At 30.4% G+C, this 14,663-nt stretch carries 13 protein-coding genes and 2 tRNA genes; 13 read left to right on the top strand and 2 right to left on the bottom strand.

Annotated features, from left to right (window positions below; all coding sequences use genetic code 11):
* Positions 1–16: 16 nt before the first annotated feature.
* The 7 genes from clpB (at position 17) to ACFQ1U_RS01135 (ending at position 6,931) form a co-directional block, all read left to right on the top strand.
* Positions 17–2,623, top strand: a complete 2,607-nt coding sequence (gene clpB, locus ACFQ1U_RS01165) for an ATP-dependent chaperone ClpB (RefSeq protein WP_386104442.1) — start codon at positions 17–19, stop codon at positions 2,621–2,623.
* 73 nt (positions 2,624–2,696) lie between these two features.
* Positions 2,697–3,197, top strand: a complete 501-nt coding sequence (locus ACFQ1U_RS01160) for a SixA phosphatase family protein (protein WP_386104440.1) — start codon at positions 2,697–2,699, stop codon at positions 3,195–3,197.
* 137 nt (positions 3,198–3,334) lie between these two features.
* Complete coding sequence (gene smpB, locus ACFQ1U_RS01155; protein WP_386104438.1) at positions 3,335–3,793, top strand: SsrA-binding protein SmpB; 459 nt, start codon at positions 3,335–3,337, stop codon at positions 3,791–3,793.
* A 3-nt stretch (positions 3,794–3,796) separates the two neighbouring features.
* Positions 3,797–4,693 (top strand): hypothetical protein, encoded by an 897-nt coding sequence (locus ACFQ1U_RS01150; RefSeq protein WP_386104436.1) that lies wholly within the window; start codon positions 3,797–3,799, stop codon positions 4,691–4,693.
* Positions 4,680–5,261 carry a Maf-like protein gene (locus ACFQ1U_RS01145; RefSeq protein ID WP_386104434.1) on the top strand — a complete coding sequence of 194 codons (582 nt, stop codon included), beginning with the start codon at positions 4,680–4,682 and terminating at the stop codon, positions 5,259–5,261. Before ACFQ1U_RS01150 ends, ACFQ1U_RS01145 begins: the two co-directional genes overlap by 14 nt.
* A gap of 51 nt (positions 5,262–5,312) precedes the next feature.
* Positions 5,313–6,263: a transketolase family protein gene (locus ACFQ1U_RS01140; protein WP_386104432.1), complete on the top strand. Its 951-nt coding sequence runs from the start codon at positions 5,313–5,315 to the stop codon at positions 6,261–6,263.
* A 56-nt stretch (positions 6,264–6,319) separates the two neighbouring features.
* Positions 6,320–6,931, top strand: coding sequence for a porin family protein (locus tag ACFQ1U_RS01135; RefSeq protein WP_386104430.1), 612 nt, complete (start codon positions 6,320–6,322; stop codon positions 6,929–6,931).
* Between the two features lie 40 nt (positions 6,932–6,971).
* Here the strand turns inward: ACFQ1U_RS01135 and ACFQ1U_RS01130 are convergent, their stop codons facing one another.
* Entirely contained in the window at positions 6,972–7,865 is an 894-nt protein-coding gene (locus tag ACFQ1U_RS01130) for an FKBP-type peptidyl-prolyl cis-trans isomerase (RefSeq protein WP_386104428.1), read from the bottom strand.
* A gap of 78 nt (positions 7,866–7,943) precedes the next feature.
* Between ACFQ1U_RS01130 and ACFQ1U_RS01125 the strand changes: the two genes are divergently transcribed.
* Entirely contained in the window at positions 7,944–8,327 is a 384-nt protein-coding gene (locus ACFQ1U_RS01125; RefSeq protein WP_386104426.1) for an RNA-binding S4 domain-containing protein, read from the top strand.
* A 9-nt stretch (positions 8,328–8,336) separates the two neighbouring features.
* Positions 8,337–8,843: a phosphoribosyltransferase domain-containing protein gene (locus ACFQ1U_RS01120; RefSeq protein WP_386104424.1), complete on the top strand. Its 507-nt coding sequence runs from the start codon at positions 8,337–8,339 to the stop codon at positions 8,841–8,843.
* Here ACFQ1U_RS01120 and ACFQ1U_RS01115 read toward each other — a convergent pair.
* Positions 8,835–9,353, bottom strand: a complete 519-nt coding sequence (locus ACFQ1U_RS01115) for a shikimate kinase (protein ID WP_386104422.1) — start codon at positions 9,351–9,353, stop codon at positions 8,835–8,837. The genes ACFQ1U_RS01120 and ACFQ1U_RS01115 overlap by 9 nt on opposite strands.
* A 102-nt stretch (positions 9,354–9,455) precedes the next feature.
* On the opposite strand from ACFQ1U_RS01115, the gene ACFQ1U_RS01110 reads away from it, so the two are divergent.
* The 4 genes from ACFQ1U_RS01110 (at position 9,456) to purL (ending at position 14,338) form a co-directional block, all read left to right on the top strand.
* Positions 9,456–9,528 (top strand) — tRNA-Lys (locus ACFQ1U_RS01110).
* A 40-nt stretch (positions 9,529–9,568) separates the two neighbouring features.
* Positions 9,569–9,652, top strand: a tRNA-Leu gene (locus ACFQ1U_RS01105).
* 108 nt (positions 9,653–9,760) lie between these two features.
* Positions 9,761–10,558: a carboxypeptidase-like regulatory domain-containing protein gene (locus ACFQ1U_RS01100; protein WP_386104420.1), complete on the top strand. Its 798-nt coding sequence runs from the start codon at positions 9,761–9,763 to the stop codon at positions 10,556–10,558.
* 111 nt (positions 10,559–10,669) lie between these two features.
* A complete protein-coding gene (gene purL / locus ACFQ1U_RS01095; RefSeq protein WP_386104418.1) occupies positions 10,670–14,338 on the top strand; it encodes a phosphoribosylformylglycinamidine synthase in 3,669 nt (1,222 codons plus the stop codon).
* Positions 14,339–14,663: the final 325 nt, after the last annotated feature.

Below are 14,663 nucleotides of genomic sequence, written 5' to 3'. Positions count from 1 at the left end.
ATAAAAAAATAAACATATGAATTTTAATAATTTCACCATAAAATCTCAAGAAACTATACAAATGGCGCAACAAATAGCCCAAGAGTATAGCCATAATCAAATAGAAAACGAACACCTGTTTAAAGCATTGTTGCAGGTAGATGAGAATGTATTGCCTTTTATTTTAAAAAAATTAAACATAAACATAGATATTGTTTCTCAAATACTAAATAAGCAATTAGAAAGCTTTTCAAAGGTTACAGGTGCAGAATTAATGTTGTCTAGAGAAGCGAACAAAACACTAACAGAAGCTGCTGTAATTGCCAAAAAAAGAAACGATGAGTATGTCGCTACAGAACATATAATTTTAGCATTAATTAAATCTAAAAGCGCTATAGCACAAGCTTTAAAAGACCAAGGTGCTTCTGAAAAAGATATTGAGAGCGCCATTAATGAACTTAGAAAAGGAAGCAGAGTAACCTCACAAAGTGCTGAAGAAACTTATAATTCTTTAAATAAATATGCTAAAAATTTAAACCAACTTGCATTAGATGGTAAGTTAGATCCGGTAATTGGTAGAGATGAAGAAATTAGACGTTTACTTCAAATTTTATCGAGAAGAACAAAAAACAATCCAATTTTAGTAGGTGAACCCGGAACAGGTAAAACAGCCATAGCAGAAGGTTTAGCACACAGAATCATTAGGGGTGATGTGCCAGAAAATTTAAAACAAAAGCAAATTTTCTCTTTAGATATGGGGGCCTTAATAGCAGGTGCTAAATACAAAGGAGAGTTTGAAGAACGTTTAAAATCAGTTGTCAAAGAAGTAACCACATCAGACGGTGATATCGTGCTATTTATCGATGAAATTCACACCTTGGTTGGAGCTGGTGGCGGACAGGGAGCTATGGATGCTGCCAATATTTTAAAACCTGCTTTAGCGCGTGGTGAATTAAGAGCTATTGGTGCAACTACCCTAGATGAATATCAAAAGTACTTTGAACAAGACAAAGCTTTAGAACGCAGATTCCAAAAGGTTTTAGTTGATGAACCCGATACAGAGAGTGCAATTTCAATTTTAAGAGGTATTAAAGAGAAATATGAAACTCATCATAAAGTAAGAATTAAAGATGATGCTATTATTGGTGCTGTTGAACTTTCGCAACGATACATTACTAGTAGATTTTTGCCAGATAAAGCTATCGATTTGATGGATGAGGCTGCCTCTAAATTACGTATGGAAATCAACTCAAAACCAGAGGAGTTAGATGTTTTAGACAGGAAAATAATGCAATTAGAAATTGAAATCGAGGCCATTAAAAGAGAAAATGATGAAGTAAAACTGAAGTCTTTAAATGCAGATTTAGCAAATTTAAAAGAAGAGCGTAATGAAATAAATGCAAAATGGCAATCAGAAAAAAGCGTTGTTGATACAATTCAACAATTAAAAACAGCCATTGAAAATTATAAAATTGAAGCAGAAAAAGCAGAAAGAAATGGAGACTACGGTAAAGTAGCAGAATTACGCTATGGTAAAATAAAAGAAGCACAAGAAGAATTAGAAAAACATCAAGAAAACTTAGCAAATCAAGAAGGTGTATCTTTAATTAAAGAGGAAGTAACGTATGATGATATTGCTGAAGTAGTTGCAAAATGGACAGGAATTCCTGTTACCAAAATGCTTCAATCTGAAAGAGAAAAACTTTTAAAATTAGAAGAAGAGCTTCATAAGCGTGTTGTTGGTCAAGAAGAAGCTATTGAAGCTGTAGCAGATGCTGTTAGAAGATCAAGAGCAGGGTTACAAAACCCTAATAAACCTATAGGTTCTTTCTTGTTTTTAGGTACAACAGGAGTTGGTAAAACTGAATTAGCTAAAGCTTTAGCCGAATATTTATTTGATGATGAAAATGCTATGACTCGAATAGATATGAGTGAGTACCAAGAACGTCACTCGGTTAGTAGGTTAGTTGGTGCGCCTCCAGGGTATGTTGGATATGATGAAGGCGGTCAATTAACAGAAGCTGTTAGAAGAAAACCTTATTCAGTAGTTTTATTAGACGAAATTGAAAAAGCACACCCAGATACATTTAATATTTTATTACAAGTATTAGATGAAGGTCATTTGACAGATAATAAAGGGAGAATGGCTGATTTTAAAAACACGATAATAATTATGACATCTAACATGGGAAGTCATATTATTCAAGAAAAATTTGAAAACTTAAAAGCAGATATTCATACTACTATGGAAATGGCTAAATCTGAAGTATTAGGTTTATTAAAACAAACTGTTAGGCCAGAGTTTTTAAATAGAATTGATGATATAGTTATGTTTACTCCGTTATCTGAAAATAACATTAAACAAATTGTTTCATTACAATTAAATGCTGTTAAAAAGATGATTGATAAGCAAAACATAACTTTGGAAGCGACTGATGAAGCTATAAATTATTTAGCTGAAAAGGGATTTCAACCAGAATACGGAGCACGACCTGTTAAAAGAGTTATTCAAAAAGAGGTATTAAATCAATTATCAAAAGAAATTCTAGCAGGTAACGTAACAAGTGATTCAATGATTTTACTAGATGCTTTTGATGGTGATTTAGTTTTTAGAAATCCATCAAAGCTTGTAGAAAGTAATTAATCCAGTATAATTTTAAAATAAAAACGACGTAATATCGCGTCGTTTTTTATTTTTGCACAAAATAAAATTTTATATGAAGAATTTTTACACATTATTATTAGTTGCCTTTTGTTCGTTAGCTTCTTTTGCACAAGAAGAAAACGTAACTACTTATTATTTAATACGTCACGCAGAAAAATCATTGTTTGATGCTGGCGATAATGATCCGGTATTAAGTTTAGATGGTATAAATAGAGCTAAAAAATGGGTTTCTATTTTTGAAAACACAAAGTTTGATGCTATTTATTCAACAGATTACAAAAGAACGAAGTTAACAGCTAAACCTATTGCAACGGCTAACAAAATACCTACATACAAATTTGATCAAACAAAAATGTATGATGATGCTTTTAAATTCATGACAAAAGGTAAAACAGTGTTGGTTGTAGGACACAGCAACACAACTCCTCAATTAGCAAATATGATTTTAGGTGCTGAAAAGTATCAAGAAATTGATGATACTAAATACGGTAACTTATATATTATTACTGTAATAGGAGACAAAGCTTCAGGAGTATTATTAAACTTAGAATAAGTCGCCTTATTTATAAACAATTTAAAAGACCGCTTAATGCGGTCTTTTTTTATATTTCTTATTATTTAACCCTACAAAATAGTATATTGCATACACTATTCATGAATTAAGTTAGTAATAGGATTTAGAATTTTAGAATGCAGAAGAAAATAAATATTCAAAATAAAAAAGCTCGTTTCGAATACGAAATAATTGATAAATATACCGCTGGTATTCAATTAACAGGTACAGAAATAAAATCAATTCGTCAAAGTAAAGCTAGAATTACCGAGAGTTTTTGTGAATTTAATGATAAAGGTGAATTATTTGTGATAAATATGTATATTGAAGAATATTTATACGGTCATCATTTTAATCATAATCCCAAAAGTGAACGTCGCTTATTATTGAATAAAAACGAACTTAAAAAATTAGAAAGAGAAGTAGAATCCAAAGGAAATACTATTGTTCCACTTCGTTTATTCATTAATGATAATGGTTGGGCAAAATTAGACATTGCACTAGCAAAAGGTAAAAAGACACACGATAAAAGACAAACAATTAAAGACCGTGATAACAAAAGAAATTTAGATCGTATTAAAAAAGAGTTTAAGTAAGATATGTTTAAAGATTTAACTAAAATTATAGATTGGCGTAATGTTTTATCTATAATTTTAATTCTACTTCTTACCAAAATTAGTTTTTTAGAAGGCTTTGACTTTAACACTTCTATCACTTTTCATGGTTTACTAATGTTAATAGCTTCCAGTATATCACTATACATATCTGGCTCGTTTATTAAATTTTACCATGATAAAGAATCGTATTTATCATTTTTTACTTCTAATAACCTAAAAAAAGGTTTTTTATTTTTTGCATGTATAGGCATATTTTTAGGTTCTTACGTATCATTAAGCATCAATAAACCTCAATTTTCTTTCGTATTTATTTTAGTATCACTTTCTACCATTTGGTTTGCTAAAAATTCCAAACCAAAAACTATAATTAACAATATTTTTCCTTCTTTTGTTAAATCCGGAAATTTTATGTTAATCTGGTGGATGGACTCTCCTACTTCACTAACCGCTAATCAATGGGAAGTTTTTTTAAAAATAGAGTTGATTGTAATTTACTACATAACAATATCATTTGTATCAAACTTCGCCAAGAGTGTTATTAGTGATTTATGTGAGTATAAAATTTTCAAAAATAAAACGGACGAAAATCTACCTATTGTATTAGGTGAAAAAACCACAAAAAAAGTAATTACCAACATATCATTTTTTATAATACTTGTAACAACATCTTTACTAGTTTATCTACATGATTATATTGAGGTCGCTTTAATAGTACTTTTCACTATGTTGATTCCACAAATTATATGTTTATCAAAATTTAAAAAATCTAAAACTAATGAAGACTATGATAAAGTTGTACGTATTTTAAATTTTGTTTTTTTAGTTACTGTATTAGCTATTCCCTTAATGTCATTTTTCCTAAGAAATGCTTCAAAATAAATTATCAAATCACCACATAATATTAGCTTCTGGCTCTCCCAGAAGACAACAGTTTTTAAAAGATTTAAATATAGATTTCGAAATCAGACTAAAAGATATTGAAGAAATTTACCCTAAACATTTAAAAACCTCAGAAATCACAGATTATTTATCGAAACTTAAAGCAGATGCCTTTACAAATGAATTAAATAATAATGATATTTTAATCACATCCGACACTATTGTATGGCTTAATAATACCGCCTTAGGTAAACCTAAAAATTATAATGAGGCTTTTAAAATGCTCTCAAACCTATCAGCAAACACTCATAAAGTAATTACTTCAATTTGTATTACCTCAAAAGAAAATCAAAAAATAATTAACGATACTACAGAAGTTACCTTTAAAACATTAACTGATGAAGAAATTAATTATTACATAGAAAACTATCAGCCTTATGACAAGGCAGGTGCTTATGGAATACAAGAATGGATAGGTAAAATAGGTATTACACATATAAAAGGAAGCTATTTTAACGTAGTTGGATTACCTGTTCATAAATTATATAAAGAATTGATGAATTTTTAAGCGGCTATCTTTTTAAAAAGTTTATTTTTGACGCTCTTTTACAACACAACAATGAAAAAATACACATACACAGAAAAAAAAGACACTAGATCTGGTTTTGGAGACGGATTAACTGAATTAGGAAAAACAAATCCTGATGTAGTTGCCTTATGTGCAGATTTAACAGGTTCATTAAAAATGAATGAATTTGCTGCTAATCACCCAGAAAGATTTTATCAGGTTGGAATTGCAGAAGCAAATATGATGGGAATTGCTGCTGGTATGACAATTGGTGGAAAAATACCTTTTACAGGTACTTTTGCTAACTTCTCAACGGGTAGAGTTTATGACCAAATTCGTCAATCAATTGCTTATTCTCATAAAAATGTAAAGATTTGTGCATCTCATGCAGGGTTAACTTTAGGTGAAGATGGAGCAACTCATCAAATATTAGAAGATATTGGTTTAATGAAAATGTTACCGGGTATGACAGTAATTAACACCTGTGACTATAATCAAACCAAAGAAGCTACAATAGCAATTGCTGAACATAATGGACCAGTGTATTTACGTTTTGGTAGACCAAAAGTTCCTGTATTTATGCCACAAGGAGAGTTTAAAATTGGTAAAGCAATTCAACTTACTGAAGGTACAGATGTAACAATAGTAGCTACAGGGCATTTAGTTTGGGAATCATTACAAGCAGCTGAAAAACTTGCGGAAGAAGGAATTTCTGCTGAAGTAATTAATATTCACACTATCAAACCTTTAGATGAGGACGCTATTTTAAAATCAGTAGCAAAAACAAAATGTATTGTTACTGCTGAAGAGCATAATAAATTTGGAGGTTTAGGTGAAAGCGTTGCACGTTGTTTAGCAACTAACAACCCTACTCCACAAGAGTTTGTTGCTGTAAATGATACATTTGGAGAATCTGCTACACCTGCAGAACTGATGGAAAAATATCAAATAAATGACTTAGCTGTTATAGAAGCAGTGAAAAAAGTTATTAAAAGAAAATAAAAATAAAACGGCTTAATTGCCGTTTTTTTTATGTACAACAATTAAATTTTTAAATTATGAAAAAACTAGTTTTAATTATTTGTTTAGTGTTTGCTTACACGCAAACGAGTTCAGCTCAGGCTAAATTTGGAATAAAAGCAGGAATAAATTACAATTCAGATTCATTTGAAGAAGTGAAAGATGATGTGTTTTCTGGCGCTAAAAGTAAAACAGGCTTTCATGCAGGAGTATTTGTTCAAGCTAAAATACCAGCTTTAGGTTTATTTTTAAGACCAGAATTAGTATATACTAGTCTAAGTAATGAGGTTCAGTACAACAATTCTGTTCAAACAAAAACTACTACTTATGATTTTCAAAAATTAGATATTCCTGTTTTATTAGGAACAAAAGTTTTAAAAATAGGAAGAGTTTATGGAGGTCCATCGTTTCAGTATATTTTAGATGCAGACTTTGATACTGATGATATTCGTGATGTAGAAGCAGACGGATTTACAGTTGGTCTTCAGTTTGGTGCTGGAGTGCAGCTAGGAAGATTTGGTGTTGATTTACGTTGGGAAAGAGCATTATCTGACACAGAAACAAAATATGTTAACGGAATTACCAATTCAGAAAGTAATTTTGATACTAGAGTAAACCAAATTATTATTGGTGTTTCATTAGAATTATAAAAAAAACCGCATTTAATGCGGTTTTTTTTATTTATAATGTTTATTGATTACTTACTCTAATATTTCTATTTAAATAATCTGGTAGTGTTGGATTGTCAGGATCACTAAAGTCATTTCTTGGGTCACCGTCATTATTTGCGTCCTCAAACCTTGTCAATATTAAATCTCCGTCATCGTCAGAGTCAAACATATTAGCTGAAAAATCACCATCTGTATCGTCATTCCATGGCTTACCATCACCGTCAATATCTTCGTAAATAGAAGGAACCCCATCTCCATCAATATCAGTTTCTGGTACTAAGTCTAATAATTCTATGTAAAACATTAAAGGCTCGTTAGGCAAAATAGATCCTGAACCAACATTTCTATAAGCTAAACCTGAAGGTATAAATAAAATACCTTTTCCAGGGTTTTCGTAGGTAATTGGTCCATTACCTGTAACATTTACACCTCCTTTAAAGTGGGTGAAACCATAAGACCATCCTCTAATTACTCCACTTAATGCAAACCATAATCTATTGTTAGCATCAAAGTTACTAGCGCTTAAACTATCTGTTCTAACAACTCTTTGTCCTGAATAATTAACAAATACGGAGTCTACTACTGAAGGGTAACCTTTATCGTCATTTACACCTTCATTAATTACATAGTAATATAATGTAAAATCTATATCCTCTTCATCTATAGTTTCTGTAACTTCTTGGATTTTTAAATTTTCATCATCAAAAAGAGCTGTTTCACCATCAATCAATGGTTTTACAGAATCTGTAGCTACATCAAAATAATGTTTCTTAAAAAAACTCACCAACGAATCGTTGTCAATTACAGACTGGGATGCATGATCGAAATTATCTACGGTGCTTCCTCCATCTCCTCCACAAGCAACTATCAATCCAATAAAAGCTACTACTAAAAGGTATCTAAATTTTGTCATTAATTATTTAATTTTATGGCGCAATTTACCATTTTTATACCTTTGCTAAAAATGAATAAATAAATTTTAACGAATTGTATGAGAATAGACAAGTACTTATGGTGTATTAGATTGTTTAAAACTAGAAGTTTAGCTACCGATGCTTGCAAAAAAGGACATGTTAAAATTGATAGTAATAACCTTAAACCATCTAAAGAAATCTTTGGAAACGAGGTTATTACTGTAAGAAAAAATCAAATTAACTATAAAATAAAGGTATTAGATATACCACCAAATAGAGTTGGCGCAAAATTAGTTGACTTATATAGAAAAGATTTAACGCCTAAAGAAGAGTTTGAAAAAACAGAACTTCTTAAATTTGCTAAAGACTATTACCGTAAAAAAGGTACTGGTAGACCCACAAAAAAAGATCGAAGAGATATTGATGATTATTACGACGATACTAATCCGAATGATTTTTAAATTTACTTTATGACAACAGCTGCTCAAAATATTATATTAAACACCACTGAAATAAATCATAAAATTAGGCGTATAGCTTATCAAATTTATGAAGCTAACCACAAAGAGAAAGAAGTTATTTTAGCTGGAATTGCTGATAACGGTTATATTTTTGCTGAAAAAATAGCTATTGTATTAAAAGATATTTCTGACATAGAAGTAACTTTATGTAAAGTATCTATAAACAAAAAGAAACCTTTAGAGCCTATAACCACTTCTCTACCCGCTCAAGATTATAAAAATAAATCATTAGTTTTAGTTGATGATGTATTAAACTCTGGAACAACATTAATATATGGTATAAAACACTTTTTAGATGTTCCTTTAAAAAAGTTTAAAACCGCTGTTCTTGTTAATAGAAACCATAAAAAATATCCTGTTAAAGCTGATTTTAAAGGAATTTCATTATCAACTTCAATAAAAGAACATGTGGTTGTTGAATTTAATAATGATGAAACAATAGCTTATTTAACTTAATAAGCTATTAATTTCATCTACTATATCTTCCATACTTTTTGAATCAATAGTAATTACGTTTTTTGCCTGATTATAGTAAAATTGTCTTTCAAACAAATGTTTAGCAATATACTCTGTGAGCTGTTCATTAGTTAGGCTTGCTACCAATGGTCTATTAACTCTATCCAGCTCTAACCTATTCACTAAAGTTCCAATATTTGCTCTTAAATAAACAGAAATTACATTAGTGTAAGAATTAATTACATCGATATTACCAGCATAACAAGGAGTACCTCCACCTAAAGAAAGAACAAAATCTTCATTTTTATTTAATAATTCTTTTAAATATTCATGCTCTTTATTCCTAAAATAGATCTCTCCTTCTTCTTCAAATATTTTTTTTATTGATTTCCCTTCGCATTCTTCAATATAGTTGTCTAAATCTACAAATGGGATTAATAATGTAGCTGCCAATTGTTTACCAATTGTAGATTTACCACTAGCCATATAACCCAATAAAATGATTTTCATGTCAGAAATATTTTTTCACAAAAATATTAGAAAAAAAATTAAAAAACCTTTCATAATTTAAAAAACAGATGTATATTTGCACTCGCTTTTACGAAAAGCAATGACCGGGTAGCTCAGTTGGTAGAGCATCTCCCTTTTAAGGAGAGGGTCCTGGGTTCGAGCCCCAGCCCGGTCACAAAAAAAGTTAAGCATTTTGCTTAACTTTTTTAGTTTACGCGCGTATGGCGGAATTGGTAGACGCGCAAGGTTGAGGGCTTTGTGTCCGTAAGGACGTGCTGGTTCGACTCCAGTTACGCGCACTAACACAAACACTTCTTTTCTGAAGTGTTTTTTTATGTTCTACTTTTTGTAATTTACTTTCACAAATTATTAACTCATATCAACGTTTTTATCCGTAATATTGCATTATGCAGAAATTAATACCCCTAGTAATATTTTTACTAATAAACACCCTAACCTATGGCCAAAACTCAGTTTTAAAAGGTCAGGTAGTAGACTCTGAAGATAAACAAGCTTTAAGTGCAGCACATATATTAAACTTAAATTCAGTTAACGGAACAATTACGAACGAAAAAGGTCTTTTTCAATTAACCGCTAAAGAAAGTGATACTGTATTAGTTTCTTTTTTAGGATACGAATCTATAAAACTAAAAGTTACTAACGACCTTTTAAAAGGAAATGAGTTAGTTATTGAACTTAACGAAAAACCTGAAGAGGTAAAAGAAGTTGTTATTAAATCTACCAAGTTAATAGGTGTTTTAGAAATTGATGTAAAACAAGTTCCAGTTGATAGATTTAATAGAATCCATATTAACGGCCTACGACAAACGTATGAAATAGGAAAGCCTCAAAAATTATCTACGTCTCCTATTGCTAAACTAATGAATCCAGTAGATTTGGTTTACAATTTATTTGGAAAAAAGCCTAAACAGTTAAAAAAGCTTCAAAAATTAAAAAAAGAAGATGATTTACGTAAAATGTTAGCAGGTAAATTTGATAGAGAGGTTATGATGGAATACCTTGAAATGGATAAAGAACAATTAGCTAAACTTTTAACAGATTGTAATTACTCTGAATATTTTATTAAAAAAGCTAGTGATTTACAAATGATTGAAGCCGTTTTAAATTGTTATGAAAACTATAAGGCCATTAAAAAAGGTAAAATAGAGCGTGATAGAATTCCAGAAAAAATTAAAGAAGAATAAGCACAAATAAAAAATAAAAACTCGTAAAATTTACGAGTTTTTTTTTGATTGAAATCCAACTAAAAAAAGTAAATTTGTGTCTTTCATAAACAACAACACAAACATAACAACATGATTCATTTCTTTGGAAACATAAGCAGTAAAGTATTTGCTGTGCAAACATCAAAAGAATTAACAGAAGAAAGTATCTCTAAATTAACTTGGTTATTTGGTAATCAAAATATAATAAACTCGGCGTCTATTGACGCCTTTTTTGTTGGCCCTAGGGCAGCCATGATAACTCCTTGGAGTACCAACGCTGTTGAAATTACCCAAAATATGGGTGTTGATGGTATTATTAGAATTGAAGAATTTGAAGCTGTCGCTGAAAATTTTTCTGATTTTGATCCAATGATCTCTCAAAAATTTAATGGATTAAATCAAAATACTTTTACAATTGATATTACTCCTGAGCCTATTTTAGAAATTGATGATATAGCAGCATACAATAAACAAGAAGGTTTAGCTTTAAGTGATGAAGAAATTACTTATTTAAACGAGGTTTCTGAAAGAATTGGAAGAAAGTTAACCGATTCTGAAGTTTTTGGTTTTTCTCAAGTAAACTCAGAGCATTGTAGACATAAAATATTTAATGGTACCTTTATTATAGATGGTGAAGAGCAACCAACATCATTATTTAAATTAATAAAAGAAACCTCAAAACAAAATCCAAACGATATTGTTTCTGCCTATAAAGATAATGTTGCATTTATTAAAGGCCCAAAAGTAGAACAATTTGCACCTAAGAGTGCTGATAAACCTGATTTTTACGAAACAAAAGAATTTGAATCTGTTATATCACTAAAAGCAGAAACACATAACTTCCCTACAACTGTTGAACCTTTTAACGGAGCAGCAACTGGTTCTGGTGGAGAAATTAGAGATCGTTTAGCAGGTGGAAAAGGATCAATTCCATTAGCAGGTACTGCAGTATATATGACATCTTACTCTCGTTTAGAGGAAAATAGACCATGGGAAAAAGCCATGGATGAACGTAAGTGGTTATATCAAACCCCAATGGATATTTTAATAAAAGCATCTAATGGAGCTTCTGATTTTGGTAATAAATTTGGACAACCATTAATTTGTGGTTCCGTATTAACTTTTGAACATGAAGAAGATGCCAGAAAGCTTGGTTTTGATAAAGTTATTATGCAAGCTGGTGGAATTGGATACGGAAAAATAGACCAAGCAATTAAAGAAACACCTCAAAACGGTGATAAAATTGTTATTCTAGGTGGTGAAAATTATAGAATTGGTATGGGTGGTGCAGCAGTATCATCAGCAGATACAGGTGAATTTTCTTCTGGTATCGAATTAAACGCTGTACAACGCTCTAATCCAGAAATGCAAAAAAGAGCTGCAAACGCTATTCGAGGAATGGTTGAAAGTGATGAGAATTTAATTGTATCTATTCATGATCACGGTGCAGGTGGACATTTAAATTGTTTATCTGAATTAGTTGAAGATACTGGTGGAATAATAGACTTGGATAAATTACCTGTTGGTGATCCAACATTATCTAATAAAGAAATAATTGGTAACGAATCTCAAGAAAGAATGGGATTAGTTATTGGTAAAGAAAATTTAGAAAAACTAGAAAGAATATCAGAGCGTGAGCGTTCACCAATGTATACAGTTGGAGATGTAACTAACAACCACAGATTTACTTTTGAATCTAAATCAAATGGAAATAAACCAATGGATTTAGATTTAAATGATATGTTTGGAAGTTCTCCAAAAACAATCATGAATGATACAATTGTAAACAATATTTACAAAAGTAAAAGTTATGATTCTAAAGATTTACAAAAGTATTTAGAGCAAGTTTTACAGTTGGAGGCCGTTGCTTGTAAAGATTGGTTAACAAACAAAGTTGACAGATGTGTAGGTGGAAAAGTTGCTAAACAACAATGTGTTGGACCTTTACAAATACCTTTAAATAATGTAGGTGTTATGGCACTAGATTATAAAGGTAAAGAAGGAATAGCAACCACAATTGGCCACTCTCCTATTTCTGGATTGATAGATCCTGAAGCTGGTAGTAAAAACTCTATTGCAGAAGCTTTAACAAATATAGTTTGGGCTCCATTAAAAGATGGATTAGCTTCTGTTTCTTTATCTGCAAATTGGATGTGGCCTTGTAAAAACGAAGGAGAAGATGCTCGTTTATATAAAGCTGTTAAGGCAGTTTCAGAATTTGCTATCGATTTAGGTATTAATGTTCCTACCGGTAAAGATTCTTTATCCATGAAACAAAAGTATCCAAATGAAGAGGTTATCTCTCCGGGTACAGTTGTAATTTCAGCTGCTGCAAATTGCAATGATGTTACAAAAGTAATCGAGCCTGTATTTAAAATAAACAAAGGTGATATTTATTACATTAATATGTCTGATGACAATTTTAAACTTGGAGGAAGTTCATTTGCTCAAATTTTAAATACCATAGGTTCAGAAGCTCCTACTATTAAAAATGCCCAACAGTTTAAGAATACCTTTAATACTATTCAGCAGTTAATTGTAGATGGGAAAATAGTTGCTGGACATGATGTTGCTTCAGGTGGTTTAATAACTACGCTATTAGAACTTTGTTTTGCTGATGTTAATGTTGGGGCTAACATCGACTTATCAAACTTAAACGAAGAAGATACTGTTAAGGTTCTATTTGCTGAAAATGCAGGAATTGTAATACAATCTACTGACAATAGTATTGAAACAGTATTTAACAATCAAAATATATCATATACTAAAATAGGTACTGTTACAGAATCTGATAGATTAAATATTAAAAATAATAATGATATTTATGCACTTTCGGTATCTGAACTAAGAGATACTTGGTATAAAACATCTTATTTATTAGATCAAAAACAAACAGCCAATAATTTAGCTGAGGCTAGATTTAATAATTATAAAAAACAACCTTTAAAATATCAATTCCCTACACATTTTACAGGAAAAATAAGTGATATAGTTGGTAATGTAACTAACAGACCAAAAGCTGCAATTATACGTGAAAAAGGTTCAAATTCAGAAAGAGAGATGGCTAACGCTATGTATCTTGCTGGTTTTGATGTTAAAGATGTTCATATGACAGATTTAATATCAGGTAGAGAAACCTTAGAAGATATTCAATTTATTGGTGCTGTTGGTGGTTTTTCAAATTCTGATGTATTAGGATCAGCTAAAGGATGGGCTGGTGCTTTTATGTATAATGAAAAAGCTAATAAAGCATTAAAAAACTTTTTTGATAGAAAAGATACACTTTCTGTTGGAATTTGTAATGGTTGTCAATTATGGATGGAATTAGAACTTATTAATCCAGAACATGATGTTCATGGAAAAATGGTTCATAATGATTCTAAAAAACATGAAAGTAGTTTTACCTCTGTTAAAGTTCAAGAAAATAATTCTATTATGCTTTCAACACTTGCAGGTACTACCTTAGGTGTTTGGATTTCTCACGGGGAAGGTAAATTTAAATTACCAAAACAAGAAAGTGATTATAACATTGTAGCTAAGTATGCTTACGATGCTTATCCACACAATCCTAATGGATCTGATTATAATACAGCAATGATGTGTGATAAGTCAGGTAGACATTTAGTAACAATGCCGCATATAGAGCGTTCTACTTTTCAATGGAATTGGGCAAATTACATAGATGGTAGAAAAGATGAAGTCTCTCCATGGTTAGAAGCTTTTGTAAATGCTCGCAAATGGATTGAATCTTTAAAATAAATTATAAATAGTCTTTTAATTATTATTTAAATAAGATATTATTTAGTTAATAATAAGCAAAATATTCTTAAATAAAAGAAGCACCTCTTAAATAATGAGGTGCTTTTTTTATGTATGTATTTTACAAATGTAACATTAAATTATCCAATAAATTTTGTTTACAGAATTAAACACCTCTAATTTTAAGGTGTTTTACTTATGTATACTCATAACTGGTTTGAATTTAACTTATGTTAAACACTATATAAGTAAAACTTATAGCTGTGACTTAAATAAATGTTTTACAGAGTTTTAGACTATTTTATTTAAACGAATACTTAATGAT

Origin of the sequence: Tenacibaculum geojense, assembly GCF_042676005.1 — a bacterium.
Classification (GTDB): domain Bacteria; phylum Bacteroidota; class Bacteroidia; order Flavobacteriales; family Flavobacteriaceae; genus Polaribacter; species Polaribacter geojense.
The sequence above is the reverse complement of the archived record's forward strand: the minus strand, read 5'-3'. Positions and strand labels throughout refer to the sequence as shown.